This window comes from Pseudomonas sp. WS 5010 (assembly GCF_012985565.1).
Lineage (GTDB): Bacteria > Pseudomonadota > Gammaproteobacteria > Pseudomonadales > Pseudomonadaceae > Aquipseudomonas.
In genome coordinates this window covers 260,164-283,178 of sequence record NZ_JAAQWQ010000002.1, presented here as the reverse complement: position 1 = coordinate 283,178, position 23,015 = coordinate 260,164, and the positions used below count along the sequence as shown (strand labels likewise).

Sequence of the window (23,015 nt, the reverse complement as noted above, 5' to 3'; positions counted from 1 at the left end):
GCTGCAACGCCTGGGGGATGGCATGCGCCGCCATGGGCGGTTGATTCGCGGCGTGCAATGGGCGGTAGTGCTGTTCTACGCAGGACTGCTGGTCGTGCCCGCGTTGCTCGCGCTGCCCAGCAGCCAGGCGCGCCTGCTGGACAACCTGACCCTACTGGCACAGTTCCTGTTCTGGGGTGTGTGGTGGCCGTTCGTGGTGCTGTCCATCGTGCTGTTTGGCCGTGTGTGGTGCGGCGTGCTCTGCCCCGAAGGCTCCTTGAGCGAATGGGCCAGCCGCCATGGGCGCGGCCTGGGTATCCCCAACTGGATCCGCTGGGGCGGCTGGCCTACCGTGGGTTTCTGCCTGACCACCCTCTACGGCCAACTGATCAGTGTGTACGACTACGCCCAGGCCGCCTTGCTGATCCTCGGCGGCTCAACGGTGGCCGCAGTGCTGGTGGGCCTGCTGTTTGTGCGCGGCAAACGGGTGTGGTGCCGCTACCTGTGCCCGGTCAGCGGTGTTTTCGCCCTGCTCGCGCGCCTGGCGCCGGTGCACTTCCAGGTCGACGAGCAACGCTGGAAAGCCAACGACGGCCCGCGCCTGCCCTTGCCCAACTGCGCGCCGCTGCTGGACATCCGCCGCCTGCAAGGCGCCAGCGATTGCCACGCGTGCGGGCGCTGTAGCGGGCAACGCGGCGCGGTGCAGTTGATTGCCCGCTCGTGCAACAACGAAATCCTCCAGGCCCCGCGCAAACCCGCGCAGCCCTGGGATACGCGCTTGTTGCTATTTGGAGTGATCGGCCTGGCGATGGGCGCCTTCCAGTGGACCGTCAGCCCTTGGTTCATCACGTTCAAACAGTTCGTCGCACAGTGGCTGGTGGAACACGATTGGCTATGGCCGTTGCAGGACAGCGCGCCCTGGTGGTTGTTGACTCATTATCCCCAGGCCAACGACAGCTTCAGTTGGCTGGATGGCTTTTGCATCGTCGTGTACCTGGGCGCCAGCAGCCTGTTGATCGGCGGCGCATTGATGGGGCTGGTGCGCCTGGCCGCAGGCTTGAGTGGGGACCGTGCACGGTATTGGGCCCTGGCGCTGACCTTGACGCCCCTTGGCGGTGCGGGGCTGTTCCTCGGGCTGTCGGCAACCACGGTGAAGTTGTTGCGTTATGAAGGGTTGTTACTGGAATGGGTGCAACCGGCGCGCGGCGCATTGCTGGCCGGGGCTGTCGCTTGGTGTGTGTGGCTGGCGTGGCAACAGTTGGCCGACACACCCTTGGCGCGACGCTGCGCGGCCTCGGCTTGCCTGCTACTGGCTAATGGGCTGGTGGCGTATGGCTGGTGGCTACAGTTCTGGGGCTGGAGCCTGTAGAACACCGTTCAATTAAGCGAACGCGATGCTCAAAGCAGCGAAGATCAAATGTGGGAGCGGGCTTGTCGGATCGCCGCATCGCCGCGAAGGCGTCGGCCCAGCAACCATTGATGTTGACTGACCCACTGCTTTCGCGAGCAAGCCCGCTCCCACAGGGGATCTGCGCTTAACTGAACGACATTAGGGAGGCCCCGCGCTAAACGCGGAACCTGGCGACCGTCAGGTGCAACTCGCTGGCCATCTGTGCCAATTCATGCCCCGCCGTATCGGTATGCCGGGCCCCCAGCAACACCTGCTCGGACAGGTTGCGAATGCCCACCAGGTTGCGATCCACCTCCCGCGCCACCAGTGCCTGCTCTTCAGTGGCGCTGGCGATCATCAGGTTGCGTTCGTTGATCTGCGAGATCGACTGGGTAATCGCTTCCAGGGCTTCGCCCGAACGCTGTGCCACGCCCAAGGTGGCCCGTACCAGGTCACTGCTGCCCTGCATCGCGGTCACGGCCTGTTCGGTGTCTTGGCGGATATTGCCGATCATCTGCTCGATCTCCTGGGTCGAGGCCTGGGTGCGATGGGCCAGGGCCCGCACCTCATCGGCCACCACCGCAAACCCGCGCCCGGCGTCCCCGGCCCGTGCCGCTTCGATGGCCGCGTTGAGCGCCAGCAGGTTGGTCTGGTCGGCAATGCTGCGGATTACTTCCAGCACGCCACTGATGTCCTGCACCCGCCCGGCCAGTTGCTGGATCCGCACCGAGGTGCCACTGACGCCGTCGGCCAGGGTGTTGATCGAGGCGACCGTTTCCTGCACTTGATCGCGCCCCAACTGGGCGGTCTGCGCCGACAAGCGCGAGGCTTCACTGGTGCTCACCGCATTGCGCGCCACTTCATCGACCGCCGCCGTCATCTCGTTGACCGCCGTGGCGGCCTGTTCGATCTCCATGCCTTGCAACTGCAAGCTGCTGCTGGTCTGGCTGCTGACCGCGCTCAACTCCTCGGAAGAGCTGGCCACACGATCCACTGACGCGGCGATCTGGCGCACCATTTCGTTGAGGTTGTGCTGCATCTGCTGCATGTTTTTCATCACGCTGCCGTCAGCGCTGCCCGCCGTTGGTACCGGGGTGGTCAGGTCGCCCTGGGCAATCTGGCTCAACACACGGGCGGCCTCGTCGGGCTCACCGCCCAGGGGCCGGGTCACGCTGCGGGTGACAATCACCGCTGCCGCCACCACCAGGGCCACGCACAGCAGGAACAGCCCGAGCATGTTGCGCCGTGCCTCGCTGTACAGGGTCTGCGCCGCGTGTTCGCGCTCGGTAAAGATCTGCCCCTGCAGGGCCATCATCGCCTCCAGGCTCTTGAAGACGGCCTGCTCGGCAGGTTGTACGTTCTGCTTGAGCTGCGCCACACCCTCGGCATGGGCGCCCTGGCGGATCAGCGCCTGCACCTGGGTAAAGGCGTCGACATAGGCTTCGCGGCGCTGTTTCAGATCGGCATAGGCCGCCTGGCCCGTCGGCGTGTTGAACAATGGCTCCAACTGGGTGAAGGCATCGGTGATGCGTTGCCGGGTGGAGGCAATGGCCTGTTGCGCGGCCTGGTTGTCCTGGTCGATCAGCAAGTCACGGGTGTTGCGGCCGTTGTCGCGCACACCGGTGGCAATCACCATGATCGGGGCGATTTTCGGCCAGTCCTGCTGCACGATCAGCTCCGACTGTTGCTTGAGGGTGCCCAGGTCATGCAAGGCATAGAACGCCATGCCAGCCAGGGCCAAGGGTGCGATGGCAAAGCCGATCGCGATGCGGCGGGCGGTGGTTAATCGAGTCATGTCATAAGCTCCCTGATGAATACCTGCCCACGAGGGGCAGCATCTTTGATAATCCGGTGGGAGTTCAATCGCCACGCTTGAAAGGGCTCCGCGAAGGGATCAGCCCCGTAAAACAAATGCCGGGAACAATGCCCGCATTTTCTCCCATAGTTCAGGCAGCAAGGCCTGTGCCGAAACGCTCGGCAGTTGCTCATCGAGCATGCGCGCGGTGCGCACCAACTGTACGGCGAAGCGCTTGACTCCCCGTTCCTGCAAACGCTGGGCCAGCTGCAACAGGCGCTGCGGGTCGATCAGGTGCCAATGCACGGTGGTGCGGCATTCATAGTCCACGCCGCTGTGCAGCAGCAGGTCGAGGCTGCGCCAATTGGCGGCGCCGCTGCCCTTGACCTGGGTGATCAACTGGCAGTCCTCGGCCAGGGCCTTGACGTCGAAGCCAACCCAGTCGGCATGGGCCAGGGCATGGCCGAATGCACTGGGCTTGATCCCGGCACTGTGCAGGCCGATACGAAAACCCATCTCGCGCACTTCGTCCATGGCGGCCGGCAGGCCTTCCTGCAAGGTCGGTTCACCACCGCTGAACACCACGGCGTCCAGCAGGTCCTGGCGGCGTTGCAGAAACAGCAAAACCCGGCGCCAATCCACCTCATCGCTGCCGCGAGGGGGGATCAAGTCCGGGTTATGGCAATACCGACAGCGCCAGGCACAACCCTGGCAAAACAGCACGCAGGCGAGCATGCCGGGGTAGTCGAGGGTGGTCAGGGGCACCATGCCCCCGACCCGTAGCGCTCGACTCATTGGCGCCCGGCCGCAGCGGCACTTTCGGTAAAGTGCGCGCGCTCACGGTGCTCCGATTGTTTGCCGGGGTTAAAGGCCGAAACCGGTCGGTGGTAACCCATGACACGGGTCCAGACTTCACAGCGTTGGCGTTGTGGCTGGGTGGTTTGCATGGTGAATCTCCTTGGGGTTGGAATACGTTGGGCCCTTGGCCGGCTCCTACAGGGTTTTGTCGAGGGCTATAACCTCGTCGCACTTTGGGCAGAATTCATGTTCGCCTGCCAGGTAGCCGTGTACCGGGCAGATGGAGAACGTCGGCGTCACCGTCAGGTACGGCAGGCGGAAGCGCCCCAGGGCCTTGCGGACCAGTTGCTTGCAGGCCTGGGCCGAGGAAATCTGTTCGGCCATGTACAGGTGCAGCACGGTGCCGCCGGTGTATTTGCACTGCAGCTCGTCCTGCAGCTCCAGGGCTTCGAAGGGGTCTTCGGTGTAGCCCACCGGCAGTTGCGAAGAGTTGGTGTAATACGGCGCGTCGAGGCTGCCGGCCTGGAGGATCGCGGGGAAGCGCTTGAGGTCTTCCTTGGCAAACCGGTAGGTGGTGCCTTCGGCCGGCGTGGCTTCCAGGTTGTACAGGTGGCCGGTGTCTTCCTGGAAGCGCAGCAACGTGGCGCGCACATGGTCCAGCACCTGCAACGCAAACTCGCGGCCACGGGCGGTATGCGTGCCCTCCTCGTCCCCGGTGAAGTTGCGCAGCATCTCGTGCATGCCATTGAGGCCGATGGTGGAGAAGTGATTGCGCAAAGTGCCCAGGTAGCGCTTGGTGTAGGGATACAGACCGGCGTCCATGTGGTGCTGGATCACCTTGCGCTTGACCTCCAGGCTCTCCATCGCCAGTTCCATCAAGTAGTCCAGGCGCTGCAGCAGGCCACTGGTGTCGCCCTTGAACAGGTAACCCAGGCGCGCGCAGTTGATCGTCACCACGCCCAATGAACCGGTCTGCTCCGCCGAGCCGAACAACCCGCCGCCACGCTTGAGCAACTCGCGCACGTCCAACTGCAAGCGGCAGCACATCGAGCGCACCTGGTTGGGCTGCATATCCGAGTTGAGGAAGTTCTGGAAGTACGGCAGGCCGTAGCGCGCGGTCATCTCGAACAGTCGGTCGGCGTTTTCACTGTCCCACGGGAAGTCATGGGTGATGTTGTAGGTGGGGATCGGGAAAGTGAACACCCGACCCTTGGCGTCACCCGCCTGCATCACTTCGATATAGGCGCGGTTGATCAGCTCCATTTCCGCTTGCAGGTCACCGTAGGCAAACGGCATTTCTTCGCCACCGATGATCGGGATCTGCTCGCGCAAATCCTCGGGGCAAACCCAGTCGAACGTCAGGTTGGTAAACGGCGTTTGCGTGCCCCAGCGCGACGGCACGTTGAGGTTGTAGATGAACTCCTGCACCGCCTGGCGGATCTCGGGGAACGTCAGTTGGTCCTTGCGCACAAAGGGCGCCAGGTAGGTGTCGAACGAGCTGAACGCCTGGGCGCCGGCCCACTCGTTCTGCAGGGTGCCGAGGAAGTTGACCATCTGCCCCAGGGCACTGCCCAGGTGCTTGGGCGGCCCGGCTTCGACGCGGCCGGGCACGCCATTGAGGCCTTCGTGCAGCAGGGTGCGCAGGGACCAGCCGGCGCAGTAGCCAGCGAGCATGTCCAGGTCATGGATATGCAAGTCCGCCTCGCGATGGGCCTGGCCGATCTCCTGGCTGTAGACCTCGTCCAGCCAGTAATTGGCGGTGACCTTGCCCGACACATTAAGCACCAGCCCGCCCAGGGAATAGCCCTGGTTGGCATTGGCCTGCACCCGCCAGTCTTCACGGTCGAGGTACTCGTTCATCGACGTAGCGACCTCCACCAGGGTCTTGCGATCCCGGCGCAGGCGCCCATGCTGCTCGCGGTAGACGATATAGGCGCGCATCGCCATAAAGTACCCGGCATCCATCAAGACCCGCTCGACACTGTCCTGGATCTGCTCCACATCCAGCCGGGTGATCCCACGCAACCGGGCGAGCACCGCGCCCAACAACAGGTCGACCTCGGCATCCTGATACTCGCCGGTGGCGTTACCGGCGGCGATCATCGCCTGGCGGATTTTCTCGGCGTCAAAGGCGACCTGAGTGCCATCGCGCTTGTGTAGGCGGGTACTGACCAGCGGGCTTGAGGTGATCTGCATTGGGGGCTCCAAACACTACATATAGATTTAATAGTTCGTATAAACACAATATGCAGTGATGGTACGCAGTGAACAGGGACTTGCAATTGATCAGGGTCAAGTTTGCGAAGACGTATCGTCACAGGCCAGTTCACGTTCAATCTGTTCAATGCTGGGCAAGCTGATTTGGAGTTCTGCCGGGAGGGAGTCGACCAACTGGTACTCCGCCACCCCGATGGGTCGAGCGCTGTCACGCAAGGCATATTCAGCCACTATCTTGTTTTTGCTTTTGCACAGCAGCAGGCCAATGGTGGGGCTGTCTTGTGGGTGCTTGAGTTGGGCATCCACGGCCGCGAGGTAAAAACCCAACTGCCCCAGATGCTCTGGTTTGAACTTGCCGGCCTTGAGTTCGATAGCGACGTAACAGCGCAGTTTCAGGTGATAAAACAGCAGGTCAATAAAGAACTCCTCGCCGCCCACATCCAGCAGCACCTGCTTGCCGACAAAGGCAAAGCCTGCCCCCAACTCCAGTAGAAAGTCGGTGACATGCTTGATCAGTGCGCTTTCGATCTCGCGCTCCTGCGCGTCCAGGGTCAGTCCCAGAAAGTCGAAACGGTAAGGATCTTTCAGCGACTCACGGGCCAGGTCCGACTGGGGCTTGGGCAGCAGGGTTTCGAAGTTGCTGACAGCATTGCCACTGCGCTCGAGCAAACGAGTCTCGATCTGCATGACCAGAATGTTGCGTGACCAGTTGTGTTCAATGGCTTGGGCGGCGTACCAGCGGCGGGTTTCGGGGCCGGGTAGCTTATCGAGCAGCGCTAATTGGTGATACCAAGGCAATTGTGCAAGCACCCCTTGCACAAACTCAGCGTCCGGCCAGGCTTCAGCAAATGCACGCATGTACTTGAGGTTACGCGGCGAAAAACCTTTCATATCAGGAAAAGCCGAACGCAAATCCCGCGCCAGACGCTCAATGACTTTGGCTCCCCACCCCTGCTGCGCCTGTCGGGTCAATATGTCCTGGCCAATCTGCCAGTACAGCAGCACCAGCTCGCGGTTTACCGCCAGGGATGCACGAATCTGGGCAGAGTGGATGCGGTTTTTCAGTTCTTTCAACCAGTCGCCATATCCCTCAGGTGGTGTGGTGAGGCCATCATCTGATCGATTCATTCCGGGTTCCTTGTCGATATTGCACGTTGTAGAAACCGGCAATGGTAACGACCGAAAAAAGCCACGCGGGCCAGCACAATGCCCTTGATACAAAACAATGGGAACTACTGTTGGCCAGCCTCACCCCCCACTCATATTCATAAACCGCACCACCTGCACCTCGCCCTGCCCCGTGAAGTCATGCCTCAACGGCTTGCCCCGCAACGCCTTGTGCAGTGCCTCCACCAGCGGCCGGTCGTCCAGCGGGTAGCGGCGCAACAACGCACGAAAATCCACCGCATTGTCCTGCCCCAGGCACAGCAGCAACTGCCCTTCCACTGTCATCCGCACCCGGTTGCAACTGGCACAGAAGTTATGGGAGTTGGGCGAGATAAAGCCTATGCGCGTGTGCGGATGCCGGGCCAGGCGTACGTAGCGCGCCGGGCCGCCGCTGTTTTCGGTGCTGTCGAGTAAGCCATGATGCTCGGCGATCACCGCCCGCACCTGCTCGCTGGAGCAAAAGGATTCGCCCCGCGAGCGCCCCACATCCCCCAGCGGCATCTCTTCGATAAAGCTGATATCGATGCCCTGGTCGATGGCGTACTGCACCAGCGCCGGGACTTCATCGAAGTTGCGTCCCTTCATCACCACGCAGTTGAGCTTGACCCGCTCGAACCCGGCATCCTGCGCCGCCTCGATGCCGTCCAGTACCTGGCGCAGGTCACCGTTGCGGGTGATCGCGCGAAAGCGTTCGGGATCGAGGCTGTCGAGGCTGATGTTCATGCGCTTGACTCCGGCCTCCACCAGCGGCCGCGCCAGGCGGCCCAGTTGCGAGCCGTTGCTGGTCATCACCAGTTCACGCAGGCCGGGCAACGCAGCGATATGGCGGCACAGCTCGACAATGCCCGGACGGATCAGCGGTTCGCCCCCCGTCAGGCGGATCTTGCGCACACCCTGGCTGACGAACACCGTCGCCAGCCGTTGCAGTTCCTCCAGGGTCAGCACCTGCTGGCGCGGCAGGAAGGTCATGTTTTTCGCCATGCAATACACACAGCGAAAATCACAACGATCGGTCACCGACAGCCGCAGGTAGTCAATGGAACGGCCCACACCATCCACCAGGCTCATGTCACTGCACCAACGGCGAGTCGGCGCCCTGCAACGCGATGCCACGCACATCGGCCGCGCCAATCAGGGTTTGCAGGTATTGCACCAGAGCCTTCTGCCACACCCCTTGCTGCAACTGGGTGCGGATCGCCGTGGCCACCGCCTCGTACGGCAGCGGCTGGCCTTCGATGCGCTGATCGACGCAGATCACATGCCAGCCGTAGCGACTTTCCAGAGGCTTACTGGCCAACCCCGGTGCCAAGGTGAACAACTGACGCTCCAACTCCGGCACGGTCTGGCCCTTGCTGACTTGCCCGAGCGAGCCGCCCTGGGCCTTGGACGGGCACGCCGAATACTTCAGCGCCAGTTCGCCAAAGGCACCGGGCGACTCTTCCAGGCTCAGCAACAGCACCTCGGCCTGGGCATGGGCCTGATGGCGCGCCTCGGCATCGTCCGGCGCACACTCCAGCAAAATATGCCGCACGGCCAGCAACGGCGCGCTGTGAAAGCGCCCGCGATTGCTCTCGAAGTAGCGCACACAGGTGGCCTCATTGCAGTCCGGCACCGTCACTTCGCGCTCCAGCAACAGGCGGGTCGCCGCCTCTTCCTCGTTCTCGCCGGCGCCGACTTGCAGTTGCACACCCAGCTCGCGGATCCGCTGCTGCAACAGCTCACGGATCACCAGCGCGCGGGCGGCGAGAAACACCGCCTCCTCGCGGCTTTCGGCCGGGTGATATTGCAACTCCTGGGCCATGTTTTCCGGGGTGATCAGCACCCCGTTGACGCTGACAATCGGCCATTCCTGCTCGCTGCTGGCGATCAGTTGCGGCTCAACCGCCACCTCGACCTCGGGCACCACCACGTCCACAGCCTTGGCCGAAGAACTGCAACCGCCACCGCCACCACCGCCGCCACCACATCCGCATCCTGTAGTCATGACGTTCTCCTCACTTCTGCCGCACGATTTGATAACGACGACCCAGGTACCAGATCGGCGCGCTGACCATATGCACCAGCCGGGTAAACGGGAACAACACAAACAGGGTCAGGCCCAGCGCCACGTGCAACTTGTAGATCAGGCTGACCGGGGCAATCGAAGCTGCCGCTTCCACCGGCCGCAGCAGCACCACGTTCTGCGCCCAGTCCGCGAGCATCACCATCACCGAGCCGTCCATATGCCCGGTCGAGGCGACGATGGTCAGCAAGCCCAGCACCAGCTGCGCCAGCAACACCAGCAGGATCAGGATGTCCGACGGGCTTGACGTAGCCCGAACCCGTGGGTCGGTGAGGCGGCGCTTGACCAGCATCAGCAGGCCCACCAGGCACAGCAGGCCGAAGAAGCCCCCGGAGACCATCGCCAGCAGTTGCTTGTGCTCGGTGCTGATCACATGGTGATAGATCGACGCCGGGGTCAGCAGGCCGACAAAATGCCCGGCCAGCACGAACAGCACGCCGATATGGAAGAAGTTGCTCGCCACGCGCATCCCACGGTTATTGAGCATCTGGCTGGAGCCGGCCTTCCAGGTGTACTGGGACAGGTCAAACCGCGCCCAACTGCCCAACAGGCAAATGGCCAGGGCGACATACGGATACACGCCAAATACCAGCAAATTCCACTTAGACATTACCCACCTCCTTGGCTGGCACGGCGGCCAGCCCTTCGTGCTGAAAATCCACCCAGTGCAAGGGCACTGCACTTTCTTCGCGGGCCTTGCCCGGTGCGCTGGGCATTGCGCTGCAACGGTCCTGCTGCTCGGCCTGCATAAAGTCCACGGCCTCCTCTTCCCAGACCTTGTCCAGGGCTTCGAGGGAGTCGTCGCGTACTTCGGCGGCAACCTGGGCACGCAACTCGGCAATCGCCTGGTGCGGTTCGGCGCCGCTGATCTGCAACAGCGCACGGAAGCAGCTGGCGTAAGCGCTTTCACGCTCATCCAGGCGCGCCGCCAGCAGGGCCAGCAGGTGCGCCACATCCGCCAGGCCCTCGCGGGCCTCGATGTCTTCGCGGGTGGACAAAAACTCCAGGTACAGCGGGATGTAGTCCGGCAGCTCCTTGACACCGATGGCAAACCCGGCCTCCTGATACTGGGCCATCATGTCGACCATGGCCTGGCCACGGTCCCGCGACTCGCCATGCACGTGTTCGAACAACAGCAGCGACAGCGAGCGGCCCCGGCCGAACAGCGCGCCGTAGTGCTCCTGGCCATCCATCAGGTCATTGCTGCAGATCAGCTCCAACAGTTCGAACAACGCGCCACGTTGCTTGGGGCTGATTTCCCGCGATTCGATAATCGCCTGCTCCAGTTCGTCGCGGCCGTTCACCAGGGTTTCGGTGGGATAGTCGAGCAGCAACGAGATCACTTTAAGAATGCGCATGGCTCAGTCCTCCCAGATCTGGACGGTTTTCAGCACGTCGCGGCGGTTGGCCTTCTTGGCGCCGAACATGTTGGTGTCGGAGCTGCCACTGCAGCCGCTGCCGAAGCTGAAACCACAGCCGGAACGCTCGGCAAACGCATCGCTCATCGCGTCTTCACGGTGCGCGCTGGGCACCACAAACCGGTCCTCGTAGTTGGCAATCGCCAGGTAGCGGTACATCTCTTCCACCTGGGCCACGCTCAGGTCCACGTCGGCCAGCACTTGCAGGTCCTCGACGCCGTCCACTTGCTGCGAGCGCTTGAAGGCGCGCATGGCCAGCAGGCGTTTCAGCGCACGCTTGACCGGCTTTTCGTCACCGGCAGTCAGCATGTTGGCCAGGTAACGCAGGGGGATGCGCAGGCTGTCGACATCCGGGATCACCCCGTTCATGCCCACGGTGCCGGCGGCAGCTGCGTTCTGGATCGGCGAGAGTGGCGGCACGTACCAGACCATCGGCAAGGTGCGGTATTCCGGGTGCAGCGGCAGTGCGAGTTTCCAGTCCACGGCCATTTTGTACACCGGCGAACGCTGGGCCGAGTCGATCACCGACTGCGGTACACCATCGGCCAGGGCCTGGCGGATCACCGCCGGGTCATTCGGGTCGAGGAAGATTTCCAACTGCTTCTCGTACAGGTCGTGCTCGTTGGCGGTGCTGGCGACTTCGCTGATGCGGTCGGCGTCATACAGCAGCACACCGAGGTAGCGGATGCGCCCGACGCAGGTTTCCGCGCAGACGGTAGGCATACCGGCTTCGATCCGGGGGTAGCAGAAGATGCACTTCTCGGATTTGCCGCTCTTCCAGTTGAAGTAGATTTTCTTGTACGGGCAGCCGCTGATGCACATGCGCCAGCCGCGGCATTTTTCCTGGTCGATCAGCACGATGCCGTCTTCTTCACGCTTGTAGATCGCGCCGCTGGGGCACGACGCCGCGCACGCAGGGTTCAGGCAGTGCTCGCACAGGCGCGGCAGGTACATCATGAAAGTATTTTCGTACTCGCCATAAATGTCGGCCTGGATCTGGTCGAAGTTCTTGTCCTTGCGGCGCTTGGCGAACTCGGTGCCGAGGATTTCTTCCCAGTTGGGGCCCCACTCGATTTTTTCCATGCGCTTGCCGGACACCACCGAACGCGGGCGTGCGGTCGGTTGGTGCTCGCCCAAAGGCGCGGTGTGCAGGTGCTGGTAGTCGAAGTCGAACGGCTCGTAGTAGTCGTCCAGGCTCGGCAGGTCCGGGTTGGCAAAGATGTTCGCCAGCACGCGGAACTTGCCGCCGATGCGCGGGTTGATCGAGCCGTTGGCGTTGCGGATCCAGCCGCCCTTCCACTTGTCCTGGTTTTCCCACTCCTTGGGGTAGCCGATGCCCGGCTTGGATTCAACGTTGTTGAACCACGCGTATTCCATGCCTTCGCGGCTGGTCCACACGTTTTTGCAGGTGATCGAGCAGGTGTGGCAGCCGATGCACTTGTCCAGGTTCAGGACCATGCCGATTTGTGAGCGGATCTTCATCTCAGTTCTCCTCGATATCGGTCGGCAATGGACGCGGCAGATCATCACCGCTGGAACCATCGAGCCAATCGACCTTGACCATCTTGCGCACCACCACGAATTCATCGCGGTTGCAGCCGACTGTGCCGTAATAGTTGAAACCGTAGGCCTGCTGGGCATAGCCACCGATCATATGGGTCGGCTTGAGCACCACGCGGGTCACCGAGTTGTGGTGGCCGCCGCGGGTCTTGGTGGTTTCCGAACCCGGTACGTTCACGATGCGTTCCTGGGCGTGGTACATCATCACCATGCCTTCCTTGACCCGCTGGCTGACCACCGCACGGGCGGTCAGCGCGCCGTTGACGTTGAAGCACTCGATCCAGTCGTTGTCCTCGATCCCGGCGCGCTTGGCGTCGATTTCCGAGAGCCACACAATCGGGCCGCCACGGCTCAAGGTGAGCATCAGCAGGTTGTCGCTGTAGGTGCTGTGGATCCCCCATTTCTGGTGCGGCGTGATCCAGTTCAGGACGATTTCGGTCTCGCCATTGCTGCGCTTGTCCTTCACTCCTTCGATGGTGCGGGTGTTGACCGGTGGCCGGTAGCTCATCAGTTGCTCGCCGAACGCCTGCATCCACGGGTGATCCTGGTAGAACTGCTGGCGGCCGGTGATGGTGCGCCATGGGATGTTTTCATGGACGTTGGTGTAGCCGGCGTTGTAGCTCACGTGCTCGTCTTCCAGGCCCGACCAGGTGGGGCTGGAGATGATCTTGCGCGGCTGCGCCTGGATATCGCGGAAGCGGATCGCTTCGTGGGCCTTGGAAATCGCCAGGTGGCTGTGGTCGATGCCGGTGAATTCCGACAGCGCCGCCCAGGCCTTCAAGGCGACCTTGCCGTTGGTTTCCGGAGCCAGGGACAGAATCACCTCGGCCGCATCAATTGCCGTGTCGATTTTTGGCCGGCCGTGGCTGATGCCCGCGTCACCTTCGTGGTGGTTGAGTTCGCCAAGGAACTCGACTTCCTCGTCGGTATTCCAGTTGATGCCCTTGCCACCGTTGCCGAGTTTTTCCAACATCGGGCCCAGCGATGAGAACTGCTTGTAGATGTTCGGGTAATCCCGTTCCACCACCGCCATGTTCGGCGCATTCTTGCCCGGTACCGGCGCCACGCCGGCGCTTTTCCAGTCAGTGCCGCCAAACGGCTGGGCCAGTTCACCAACGCTGTCATGCATCAACGGCACGGTCACCAGGTCTTGCTCCACGCCAAGGTGGCCGACCGACATGGCCGAGAACGCCTTGGCGATGCCTTTGTAGATTTCCCAGTCCGAACGCGATTCCCACGCCGGATCAATCGCCGCCGACAGCGGGTGAATGAACGGGTGCATGTCCGAGGTGTTCATGTCGTCTTTTTCGTACCATGTTGCAGTCGGCAACACGATGTCGGAATACACGCAGGTCGAGGACATGCGGAAGTCCAGGGTGGTCACCAGGTCGAGCTTGCCGATGGCGCCGTCTTCGACCCACTCGGCCTCGGTTGGCTTGCATTCGGTGCTGTGGCCGATGTCTTCGTTCATCACCCCGTTCTTGGTGCCGAGCAGGTACTTGAGCATGTACTCGTGGCCCTTGCCCGACGAACCGAGCAAGTTGGAACGCCAGATAAACATGTTGCGCGGGAAGTTCACCGGGCTGTCCGGCTGCTCGCAGGCAAAGCGCAGGCTGCCGTCCTGCCAGGATTTGACCACGTAGTCTTTGGGGTCCATACCGGCTGCCGCCGCGTCGCGGCAGATGTGCAACGGGTTGGTATTGAGTTGGGGTGCGCTGGGCAACCAGCCGGCGCGTTCGGCGCGGATGTTGTAGTCCAGGGCGTGCTCGGGGAACTGCGACTTGTCGGCCAACGGCGAGAGGATGTCGTGCATGCTCATCTTCTCGTGGCGCCATTGCGAGCTGTGGCCGTAGAAGAAGCTGGTGCCGTTCATCTGGCGCGGCGGACGGTTCCAGTCCAGGCCGAATGCCAGGGGCAGCCAGCCGCATTGCGGCCGCAGTTTTTCCTGGCCCACGTAGTGCGCCCAACCGCCGCCGGTCTGGCCGACACAACCGCAGAGCATGAGCATATTGATCAGCCCGCGGTAGTTCATGTCCATGTGGTACCAGTGGTTCATTGCCGCGCCGACGATGATCATCGAGCGCCCACGGGTCTTGTCGGCGTTGTCGGCAAACTCACGGGCGATCTGGATCGCCTTCTCGCGGCTGACCCCGGTGATTGCTTCCTGCCAGGCTGGCGTGCCCGGTACGCTGGCATCGTTGTAGTCCTTGGCCACGTTGCTGCCGCCCAGGCCACGGTCGATGGCCAGGTTGGCCGCCGACAGGTCGAACACCGTCGCCACTTTGGCCACCGTGCCATCGGCCAGGGTCACGCTGTGCACCGGCACCCGACGGAACTGCACGGCGTCGCCGGCCACGTGCTGGAAGTAGTCGTGGGCTTCACCGGCAAAATACGGGAACGCCACTTCGGCGACGTCCTCGCCGATCAGGCTCAGCTTGAGGTCGATCTCGCGGCCTTCACCGCCTTCTTTGGCCAGGATGTTCCACTTGCCCTTCTCGCCCCAGCGATAGCCGATGGCGCCTTGTGGCGAGACCAGTTCGCCGCTTTCGTCGAGGGCGATGGTTTTCCATTCCGGGTTGTTGTCCTGGCCCAGGTTGTCCACCAGGTCCGAGGCGCGCAGGAAGCGGTCCGGCTGGAAGCCTGCGCCCGGGGCGAAGCCGGTCATGGGCTTGAGCATTACCAGCACCGGCAAGTCGGTGTAGCGCTTGGCGTATTCGGTGAAGTACGCGCTCGGTTTATCCAGGTGAAATTCCTTGAAGATCACATGGTTGAAGGCCTGGGCCAGTGCCGCGTCGGTGCCCTGCTTGGGGTTGAGCCACAGGTCGGTGAGCTTGGCTACTTCCGAATAGTCAGGCGTGATGGCCACGGTCTTGGTGCCCTTGTAGCGCACCTCGGTGAAGAAGTGCGCGTCCGGGGTCCGGGTCTGCGGGACGTTCGAGCCCCAGGCGATGATGTAGTTGGAGTTGTACCAGTCGGCCGATTCCGGCACGTCGGTCTGCTCGCCCCAGACCATCGGCGAGGCTGGCGGCAGGTCGCAGTACCAGTCATAGAAGCTCAGGCACACGCCGCCGATCAGCGACAGGTAACGCGAACCTGCGGCGTAGCTGACCATGGACATGGCCGGGATCGGCGAGAAGCCGACGATGCGGTCCGGGCCGTATTGCTTGATGGTGTAGACGTTGGACGCGGCGATGATTTCGTTGACTTCATCCCAGTTGGAGCGGATGAAGCCGCCCATGCCACGCTTGCTTTTATAGGAGTCGGCCTTGGCCTTGTCCTCGACAATGCTCGCCCAGGCCTCGACCGGCGACAGGGTCAGGCGCGCCTCGCGCCACAGCTTGAGCAATGGCTTGCGGATCTTCGGGTACTTCAGGCGGTTGGCGCTGTAGATGTACCAGCTGTAGCTCGCGCCACGGGGACAGCCGCGCGGCTCGTGGTTAGGCAGGTCGTTGCGGGTACGCGGGTAGTCGGTCTGCTGGGTTTCCCAGGTGATCAGGCCGTTCTTCACGTAGATCTTCCACGAGCACGAGCCGGTGCAGTTCACCCCGTGGGTGGAGCGCACGATCTTGTCGTACTGCCAGCGCGAACGGTAGACGTTCTCCCAGTCGCGGGACTCCTTGCGGGTCTCGCCGTGACCTTCGGAGAATTCGTCTTGCTTGCGATTGAAGAACCGCAGTTGATCGAGTAAATGACTCATGGTGCTTTCCTCTCAGGCTTGCTGCGGGGTTCTGTGCCCCGCCCACGCAAGGTTTGAATTCGGGGTCGACTCAGCAGGGGGTCTCGGCGCCTTTGCGCGCATACCACCACCAGGTCACGACGATGCAGGTCAGGTAGAAGCCGACAAACATGTAGAACGCCATGGCCGGGCTGCCGGTGTAGGCCATGGACGAGCCAAAGGTCTTGGGGATGAAGAACGCACCGAAGGCGCCCATGGCCGAGCTGAAGCCCAGCACGGCGGCCGACTCCTTGCTGGCATCCTTGAGGGCTTGCTCACGCACGGCGGCGGGTTTGCCGGCGCTGGCTTTTTCATGCTGGGTGCGGAAGATCACCGGGATCATGCGGAAGGTGGAGCCGTTGCCGATGCCGGTGGTGATGAACAGCAGCATGAACATGCCGAGGAAGCCGTAGAAGCTGCCGCCCTCGCCGTTCAGGGGCAAAAAGTGCAGGACGCCGAACACCATCACGATCATCAGCACGAAGTTCCACAAGGTCACCCGCGCACCGCCCAGCTTGTCGGCCAGCCAGCCGCCCAATGGGCGTACCAGGGCACCTACCAGCGGGCCGAGGAACGCGAATTTCAGGGCGTTGACGTCCGGGAACGAGGTCTTGATCAGCATCGGGAAGGCGGCCGAAAAGCCAATGAAGGAACCGAAGGTCGCCAGGTACAACCAGCACATCAGCCAGTTGTGCTTGCGCTTGAAGATCACCGCCTGCTCGCTGAACGAAGCGCGGGCGCTGGACAGGTCATTCATGCCGAACCAGGCAAACAGGGTCACGGTGATGATGAACGGCACCCAAATAAACCCGGCGTTCTGTAGCCACAACTGGCTGCCGTCTTCCAGGGTTTGCGGCTGGCCGCCGAGCAGGCCGAACACGCCGAAGGTAATCACCAGCGGCACGCAGAACTGCATCACCGACACGCCCAGGTTACCCAGGCCGGCGTTCAGGCCCAGGGCCGTGCCTTGCTGGGACTTGGGGTAGAAGAAGCTGATGTTGGACATGCTCGAGGCGAAGTTGCCGCCACCGAAGCCGCACAGCAGCGCGATCAATACAAACACGCTGTAGGAGGTGCTCGGGTCTTGTACCGCGAAGCCCATCCACAGTGATGGAATCAGCAGCGACGCGGTGCTCAGGGCCGTCCAGCGGCGGCCACCGAAGATCGGCACCATGAACGAATAGAACACGCGCAACGTGGCGCCAGACAGGCCCGGCAACGCCGCCAGCCAGAACAACTGGTCGGTAGTGAAGCTGAAGCCGATGGCGTTCAGGCGCACGATCACCGTGCTCCACACCATCCACACAGCGAAGGCCAACAGCAGCGCCGGGATCGAGATCCACAGGTTACGGGTCGCGGTCTGCTTGCCGCTGGCGCCCCAGAACGCCGGGTCTTCAGGGCGCCAGTCGTGGATCACCGGGCCCGAGTCGGGCTTTTGCGCGATAGTCATGCGGATTCTCCTTGGAGAGGCTGGGCCGCCGCTTTACCAAGCAGCGGTTGCTTGCGGATTTCGCTGAAGTACATCCAGGTCAGGGATACCCAGACCACGCCGTACATCAACATGAAGCAGGAGGAGCGCACGCCGGTGAGGTCCACCAGGGCGCCGAACATGATCGGCAGGACAAAGCCGCCAAGGCCGCCCGCCAGGCCGACGATGCCGGACACCGCGCCCATGTTTTGCGGGTAGTCATTGGCGATGTACTTGAACACCGAGGCCTTGCCGAAGGCGAAGGCGATGCCCATCACAAACAGCAGCACGGTGAACAGGGTGGCATTGAGGCCGATATGAAAATCCAGCGGGCCGTTGACGGTCTGCACCTGCAATTGGGTCTGCGGGTAGCTGAGCAGGAACAGGCAGATCCAGCTGACCCACAACACCCACCAGGTCACGCTCTGTGCGCCCCAGCGGTCGGACATCCAGCCGCCCACAGCGCGCAGCACGCCACCGGGCAGGGAAAAACACGCGGCCAACAGCGCAGCGCTTTGCAGGCTGAAGCCGTATTCCTGCACGTAGTACTTGGTCGCCCACAGCGCCAGGGCCACGTAGCCACCGAACACAATCGAGTAGTACTGGCAGTAGCGCCACACGGCCGGGTCCTTGAGGCACAGCAGTTGTTCGCGCAAGGTGGCGCCACCGGCACTGCGGTGGGCCTTGTTCTCGCTGGTGAGGAACCAGAACAGCAGCGCGGTGATAAACAAGATTGCGCTGAACACCTTTGGCACCAGGTGCCAGGTACCCAGGGCGATCAGCGCCGGCGCCAGAAACTTGGTCACCGCCGCCCCCGCGTTACCAGCGCCGAACACGCCCATGGCAAAGCCCTGGTTGTCCTTGTCGAACCACTTGGCGACGTAGGCGATGCCCACCGAAAACGAGCCGCCGGCCAGGCCGACAAACAGCCCCAGCACGAGGAATTGCCAGAAGGCGGTGGCGTAGGTGATCAGGTACAGCGGCAGCACGCAGGCGAGCATCAAGACAAAGAACACGATGCGCCCGCCGAAGCGGTCAGTCAGCAGGCCCAGGGGCAGGCGCACCAGGGAGCCGGTCAGTACCGGGGTGGCGGCCAGCAGGCCGAACTGGGTTTCGTTGAGTTGCAGCAGCTCTTTGATCGGCACGCCGAGCACGGCGAACATCATCCAGACCATAAAGCACACGGTGAAGGCCAGTGTACTCATGCCCAGCACCAGGCCCTGTCTTACACGGGGTTGAGTCACAGTTTGCGCTCCCAGAAGTGATTCCATGAGCGCAGGTTAGGGGCGACGTCCTCCAGGAACTTGACCCAGATCAACGTCCACCTGGGGGGTATTGGCCTATGCTTGGCCCATCTACCTCTTAAGAGGTAGACCAAATAACAAGAGAAAGTCTTTATTTATCAATGGATTGGTCTCTTGTGCCGGCTTTTTCCCGTGGGAGGGTTCGCCGGCAACTCTTTAGAGGTAGTGCGCCAGGGAATGCAGAATCCAATACTGTTTCCTATGCCAGGTGCCGCCATGCTGTTGTCCTTACCCCTTCGATTACGCCGTGATGTTTAACTGGCTGCGCAGCTCCCTGCCCGCACGCGCCGGTGTCGCGGTGATCCTGATTGCGATCCTGGCCCTGGCCAGTTCCCTGAGCGCCGGGCTGATCGCCTGGTTCAGCCAGGGCGACGGCGCGGCCATCAACACCGCAGGCTCGGTGCGCATGGAGACCTACCACCTGAGCTGGAAACTCGCCGACCACGCCCCCGCCGACGAGATCCTGGCCATCACCCAGAGCCTGCAACGGCGCCTGGACAGCCAATCCTTGAAAGCGGTGCTCGAAGACGGCCCCCACAGCGCCCTGCAACAGAGCTACCGGCAGATCCAGCAACACTGGAACCAGGAACTGCGCCCGGCCATCGAGCGCGGCGACGGCGCGCTCTTTCGCGAGCGCGCACCGGCCTTTGTCGAGCAACTGAACCAGTTCGTCAGCCTGTTGCAGCAACAGAGTGAGCACAAACAAGGCTGGCAACAGCTGATCCAGGGCCTGGCGCTGTTCAGCACCCTGATCATCCTGCTGCTGGGGCTGTATGAATTGCAGTACGGCGTGGTCACGCCCTTGAAGGAACTGGTGGACGCCACCCGGCGCTTTCGTGAGGGTGATTACCAGACCCGGGTCAATCACCGCTCCCAGGACGAACTGGGGCAACTGGCCCTGAGCTTCAACACCCTGGCCGAAACCATCGAGCAATCCCATCGCACCCTGGAAAGCCAGGTGCAGCACAAAACCCTCAACCTGCAACAGGCCAACGCCGCCCTGGAACTGCTCTACGAGAGCAGCCGCAGCCTGGCCACGCGCCTGGCCAACGCCGAAGGCCTCGACGAATTGATCCGGCGTTTCCAGAAACGCCTGCCGGGCCTGCGCCTGTCGCTGTGCCTGCAAGGGCACTTCCTCGCCCCGGCGCAGCAGATGCTCGCGCTGCATGGCGGCAACAGCCGCAACGTCTGCGCCATCGGTGACTGCGCCACCTGCGAGCGCCACCACGTGGCCCCGCCCCAGGTGTTCAGCATCAGCAACCAGGGCGCGGAACTGGGCGAACTCAAGGCGCATTTTGTCGACGGCCATGCCCCCCAAGCCTGGGAGCAACAACTGATCCAGGCCCTGGCCAACCTGATTGGCACCTCGCTGTCCCTCAAGCGCCAGCGCGAGCAGGACCACCGTTTATTGCTGCTGGACGAACGCACCATCATCGCCCGCGAGCTGCATGATTCCCTGGCCCAGGCCCTGTCCTATATGAAGCTGCAAGTCAGCCGCATGCAGACCCTGCTGCGCCGCGACGAACCCAAGGCCACCCTGGAAACCGTCACCGGTGAACTGCGCGAAGGCCTGAACAACGCCTACCGGCAATTGCGTGAGTTGCTCACCACCTTTCGCCTGCAAATCCACGATGCCGGGCTGGTCCAGGAGCTCAAAGACACCGCCGAGGAGTTCTCGCGGCGTGGCGAATTCCAGGTGCACCTGCATGTGGATGCCCTGGCCTTCCAACTGTCGGCCAGTGAACAGATCCACCTGTTGCAGGTAACCCGCGAAGCGCTGTCCAACTGCCTGCGCCATGCCCACGCCGAAAACGCCTGGCTGCAACTGCGCCAGAACGGCGAAACCGTGAGCCTGAGCATTGAAGACGATGGCCGCGGCTTCAGCGAGCCGGTGGACCAGCGCGAACACCACGGCCTGACCATCATGGACGAACGGGCTCGCAGCCTGCACGGTCAACTGGACATTTCCTCCCGCGAGCCCCAGGGCACCCGGGTGCACTTGCTGTTTCGCCCGGAATTCCTCGGGCACTCTTTACCAGAAGGTAGCTTGTCATGAACACGGCGCTCATCACCCCATCTGTACGCCACCGCATCCTGCTCGTCGACGACCACCCGATGATGCGCCACGGCATGCGCCAGATGCTCGAACTGGAAGACGACCTGCACGTGGTGGGCGAAGCCGGCAATGGCGAGGAAGCCCTGGGCCTGATCGAGTCGCTGCAACCGGACCTGGTGCTGCTGGACAACAACATGCCGCAGATGAACGGCCTGGAAACCCTGCGCCAGCTGCGGGCCATGGCCTATGGCGGCAAGGTCTTGCTGTTTACCGTGTCCGATGCCGAAGACGACATCCGCGACGCCCTGCGCCTGGATGCCAACGGCTACCTGCTCAAGGACATGGAGCCGGAACTGCTGATCCAGTACATCCGCGATGCGCTGCACGGCGCCCTGGTGATCAGCCCCGGCCTGACCCGGGTGCTGGCCCAGGCCTTGCGCTCGCCCCAGCCCCACGCGGCGGTGGAACTGACCGAACGCGAGCGGCAGGTGTTGAAGACCATTGCCGGGGGCTATAGCAACAAGGTGATCGGGCACAAGCTGGGGATTACCGAGGGCACGGTGAAAGTGCATGTGAAGAATCTGCTGCACAAACTGGGGCTGCGCTCGCGGGTGGAAGCGGCGGTTTGGGCGATGGAGCATTTGCGTCAGGCTGGGTAGGGACTGATGCACCGCCATCGCAGCATAGGTATCTACACATCTCTTTAGTGATTCTCAGGGTTGTGTACATATCCGTTGCTGCGGTCACGGCTACTATTGGTTCCGCCCTTACGGCGGCTCACTTTGGAAGAGCGCCAAAGGAAGCAAAGCGCTCTTGCCCCACCACTCGGAGCCTGGCCCAGGCCCGGCGGGCAAGCCATTCCCCTGTGGGAGTGGGCTTGCCCGCGATGGCGCCCGCAAGAAAACATCAGAGTGTCAGGCATTCATTTTTCATCGTTAACGACCATCGCGAGCAAGCCCGCTCCCACAGGAGCACGCGTGCAATTTGAAGATCAGGTCGGCTCTAAGGCCGCCTCGCTTTCACCGTCAACGCCCCCACTCACCGTCCCCACCATCACCATCACCGGAGGCCGCTGCGCCAATATCACCCACGCCATCAGCATCGCCAGCTACGGCACGATTATCGGCTGTGTCAGTGCCGGCAGCGGCGCCGCGCTGGTGCCCCGGGGGATCTACGAGCAATATCGCCAGGGCGCCAACTGGCAAGGCCGTGAGTTCGCGGAACTGAAGCGCATCGACAACCGGTTTTACTGGCATGCCAACGCAGGTTGCCATCCGGCGCGCGATGCATTTTCGGCACTGCTGCAGGGCCACTGCCTCCACGGGGCTACCTCCAACGAGGCATAGGCCCCACAGGCCTCACGCTCTACCATGGGCGGGAGCGGAGGTACGCCATGCTGACCCACCCATCCATCGTTTTAACCCTACGCCGGCATCATCTGTTCAGCCCGTTGCCGGAGAAGATTTTCCAGGACATCTGCACCCTGGCCAATCTCAAGCGCTTGCCCGCCCACATCACCTTGATGCACCAGGGCGACCCCGCCGAGCGGTTTTTCCTGCTGGTCAGCGGCCAGATCAAGTTGCACCGGGTCACCGGCGAAGGCCAGGAACATCTGGTGGAGGTCATTCGCCCCGGCCAGACCTTTGCCGAAGCCCTGCTGTTCAGCCAGGCCAAGGCCTACCCGGTAAGTGCCACGGCGCTCAAGGACAGCGTGCTGGTGAGTATCGAGGGCCATCATTACCGCAAGGCCCTGGAGGACCAGCCGCAGATCTGCCTGGCGATCCTCGGCACCATGAGCATCCACCTGCATCAGCGCCTCAAGGACATCGACACCCTGAGCCTGGCCAATGCCAGTCGCCGGGTCATCAACTTCCTGGTCCAGGAGCGCGATCTGGCCAGCGGAGATGTGGTGCTGCAAGTGCCCAAGCGCCTGGTAGCCTCCAAACTGGGGATTCAGCCAGAGACGTTTTCGCGGATTCTGCATCGTTTGGTTGACGCCGGCCTGATCGAGGTGCAACGGCGCACCATCCGCATCCTGTGCGAGGAGCAGTTGATGACCTATCAGGCCGGCTGACTTAGAATCGAC

Annotated in this window: 17 protein-coding genes and 1 pseudogene; 5 read left to right on the top strand and 13 right to left on the bottom strand. The window is 62.5% G+C overall.

Annotated elements, in window-relative coordinates:
- Positions 1-22: 22 nt before the first annotated feature.
- Complete coding sequence (locus HBO11_RS06145) at positions 23-1,348, top strand: 4Fe-4S binding protein (RefSeq protein WP_169953320.1); 1,326 nt, start codon at positions 23-25, stop codon at positions 1,346-1,348.
- A 196-nt stretch (positions 1,349-1,544) separates the two neighbouring features.
- Here HBO11_RS06145 and HBO11_RS06140 read toward each other — a convergent pair whose 3' ends face one another.
- The 13 genes from HBO11_RS06140 to HBO11_RS06080 form a co-directional block, all read right to left on the bottom strand.
- The gene (locus tag HBO11_RS06140; RefSeq protein ID WP_169953215.1) at positions 1,545-3,164 is read right to left on the bottom strand and encodes a methyl-accepting chemotaxis protein; all 1,620 of its coding nucleotides are present in this window, start codon (positions 3,162-3,164) and stop codon (positions 1,545-1,547) included.
- A 99-nt stretch (positions 3,165-3,263) separates the two neighbouring features.
- Positions 3,264-3,959, bottom strand: a complete 696-nt coding sequence (locus HBO11_RS06135) for an anaerobic ribonucleoside-triphosphate reductase activating protein (protein WP_262380983.1) — start codon at positions 3,957-3,959, stop codon at positions 3,264-3,266.
- Entirely contained in the window at positions 3,956-4,111 is a 156-nt protein-coding gene (nrdD, locus tag HBO11_RS06130) for an anaerobic ribonucleoside-triphosphate reductase (protein ID WP_029291331.1), read from the bottom strand. The genes HBO11_RS06135 and nrdD overlap by 4 nt, the downstream gene beginning before the upstream one ends.
- A gap of 46 nt (positions 4,112-4,157) precedes the next feature.
- Positions 4,158-6,158, bottom strand: a complete 2,001-nt coding sequence (locus HBO11_RS06125) for a ribonucleoside triphosphate reductase (RefSeq protein WP_169953213.1) — start codon at positions 6,156-6,158, stop codon at positions 4,158-4,160.
- Between the two features lie 96 nt (positions 6,159-6,254).
- Positions 6,255-7,307: a PDDEXK nuclease domain-containing protein gene (locus tag HBO11_RS06120; protein WP_169953211.1), complete on the bottom strand. Its 1,053-nt coding sequence runs from the start codon at positions 7,305-7,307 to the stop codon at positions 6,255-6,257.
- A 120-nt stretch (positions 7,308-7,427) separates the two neighbouring features.
- Positions 7,428-8,414, bottom strand: a complete 987-nt coding sequence (gene moaA / locus HBO11_RS06115; RefSeq protein ID WP_169953209.1) for a GTP 3',8-cyclase MoaA — start codon at positions 8,412-8,414, stop codon at positions 7,428-7,430.
- A 1-nt stretch (position 8,415) separates the two neighbouring features.
- Complete coding sequence (locus tag HBO11_RS06110) at positions 8,416-9,330, bottom strand: peptidylprolyl isomerase (protein ID WP_169953207.1); 915 nt, start codon at positions 9,328-9,330, stop codon at positions 8,416-8,418.
- A gap of 10 nt (positions 9,331-9,340) precedes the next feature.
- Positions 9,341-10,018: a respiratory nitrate reductase subunit gamma gene (narI, locus tag HBO11_RS06105; protein ID WP_169953205.1), complete on the bottom strand. Its 678-nt coding sequence runs from the start codon at positions 10,016-10,018 to the stop codon at positions 9,341-9,343.
- Positions 10,011-10,766: a nitrate reductase molybdenum cofactor assembly chaperone gene (gene narJ / locus HBO11_RS06100; RefSeq protein WP_170041292.1), complete on the bottom strand. Its 756-nt coding sequence runs from the start codon at positions 10,764-10,766 to the stop codon at positions 10,011-10,013. Before narJ ends, narI begins: the two co-directional genes overlap by 8 nt.
- Before the next feature lie 3 nt (positions 10,767-10,769).
- Complete coding sequence (gene narH, locus HBO11_RS06095) at positions 10,770-12,308, bottom strand: nitrate reductase subunit beta (protein WP_029291316.1); 1,539 nt, start codon at positions 12,306-12,308, stop codon at positions 10,770-10,772.
- Position 12,309: 1 nt separating this feature from the next.
- A complete protein-coding gene (locus tag HBO11_RS06090; protein WP_169953201.1) occupies positions 12,310-16,083 on the bottom strand; it encodes a nitrate reductase subunit alpha in 3,774 nt (1,257 codons plus the stop codon).
- A 70-nt stretch (positions 16,084-16,153) separates the two neighbouring features.
- Entirely contained in the window at positions 16,154-17,551 is a 1,398-nt protein-coding gene (locus HBO11_RS06085) for a NarK family nitrate/nitrite MFS transporter (RefSeq protein WP_169953198.1), read from the bottom strand.
- The gene (locus HBO11_RS06080; protein ID WP_169953196.1) at positions 17,548-18,813 is read right to left on the bottom strand and encodes a nitrate/nitrite transporter; all 1,266 of its coding nucleotides are present in this window, start codon (positions 18,811-18,813) and stop codon (positions 17,548-17,550) included. The genes HBO11_RS06085 and HBO11_RS06080 overlap by 4 nt, the downstream gene beginning before the upstream one ends.
- Before the next feature lie 310 nt (positions 18,814-19,123).
- Between HBO11_RS06080 and HBO11_RS06075 the strand changes: the two genes are divergently transcribed.
- From HBO11_RS06075 to HBO11_RS06060, 4 genes and pseudogenes are all read left to right on the top strand, one after another.
- Positions 19,124-20,929, top strand: coding sequence for an ATP-binding protein (locus tag HBO11_RS06075; RefSeq protein ID WP_170041289.1), 1,806 nt, complete (start codon positions 19,124-19,126; stop codon positions 20,927-20,929).
- An 11-nt stretch (positions 20,930-20,940) separates the two neighbouring features.
- Entirely contained in the window at positions 20,941-21,588 is a 648-nt protein-coding gene (narL, locus tag HBO11_RS06070) for a two-component system response regulator NarL (protein ID WP_169953316.1), read from the top strand.
- A gap of 435 nt (positions 21,589-22,023) precedes the next feature.
- Positions 22,024-22,275: pseudogene (locus HBO11_RS06065) on the top strand (LysR family transcriptional regulator); the annotation flags it as partial.
- Positions 22,276-22,322: 47 nt separating this feature from the next.
- Complete coding sequence (locus HBO11_RS06060; protein WP_169953191.1) at positions 22,323-23,003, top strand: Crp/Fnr family transcriptional regulator; 681 nt, start codon at positions 22,323-22,325, stop codon at positions 23,001-23,003.
- Positions 23,004-23,015: the final 12 nt, after the last annotated feature.

Excerpts from the sequence above, each read along its gene's own strand:
- nrdD (WP_029291331.1), bottom strand. The coding sequence starts at position 4,111 with ATGCAAACCACCCAGCCACAACGCCAACGCTGTGAAGTCTGGACCCGT.
- HBO11_RS06090 (WP_169953201.1), bottom strand. The coding sequence starts at position 16,083 with ATGAGTCATTTACTCGATCAACTGCGGTTCTTCAATCGCAAGCAAGAC.
- HBO11_RS06110 (WP_169953207.1), bottom strand. The coding sequence starts at position 9,330 with ATGACTACAGGATGCGGATGTGGTGGCGGCGGTGGTGGCGGTGGCGGT.
- narJ (WP_170041292.1), bottom strand. The coding sequence starts at position 10,766 with ATGCGCATTCTTAAAGTGATCTCGTTGCTGCTCGACTATCCCACCGAA.
- HBO11_RS06125 (WP_169953213.1), bottom strand. The coding sequence starts at position 6,158 with ATGCAGATCACCTCAAGCCCGCTGGTCAGTACCCGCCTACACAAGCGC.
- HBO11_RS06060 (WP_169953191.1), top strand. The coding sequence starts at position 22,323 with ATGCTGACCCACCCATCCATCGTTTTAACCCTACGCCGGCATCATCTG.
- narH (WP_029291316.1), bottom strand. The coding sequence starts at position 12,308 with ATGAAGATCCGCTCACAAATCGGCATGGTCCTGAACCTGGACAAGTGC.
- HBO11_RS06135 (WP_262380983.1), bottom strand. The coding sequence starts at position 3,959 with ATGAGTCGAGCGCTACGGGTCGGGGGCATGGTGCCCCTGACCACCCTC.
- HBO11_RS06085 (WP_169953198.1), bottom strand. The coding sequence starts at position 17,551 with ATGACTATCGCGCAAAAGCCCGACTCGGGCCCGGTGATCCACGACTGG.
- HBO11_RS06145 (WP_169953320.1), top strand. The coding sequence starts at position 23 with ATGCGCCGCCATGGGCGGTTGATTCGCGGCGTGCAATGGGCGGTAGTG.
- HBO11_RS06075 (WP_170041289.1), top strand. The coding sequence starts at position 19,124 with ATGTTTAACTGGCTGCGCAGCTCCCTGCCCGCACGCGCCGGTGTCGCG.
- moaA (WP_169953209.1), bottom strand. The coding sequence starts at position 8,414 with ATGAGCCTGGTGGATGGTGTGGGCCGTTCCATTGACTACCTGCGGCTG.
- HBO11_RS06140 (WP_169953215.1), bottom strand. The coding sequence starts at position 3,164 with ATGACTCGATTAACCACCGCCCGCCGCATCGCGATCGGCTTTGCCATC.
- narI (WP_169953205.1), bottom strand. The coding sequence starts at position 10,018 with ATGTCTAAGTGGAATTTGCTGGTATTTGGCGTGTATCCGTATGTCGCC.
- HBO11_RS06120 (WP_169953211.1), bottom strand. The coding sequence starts at position 7,307 with ATGAATCGATCAGATGATGGCCTCACCACACCACCTGAGGGATATGGC.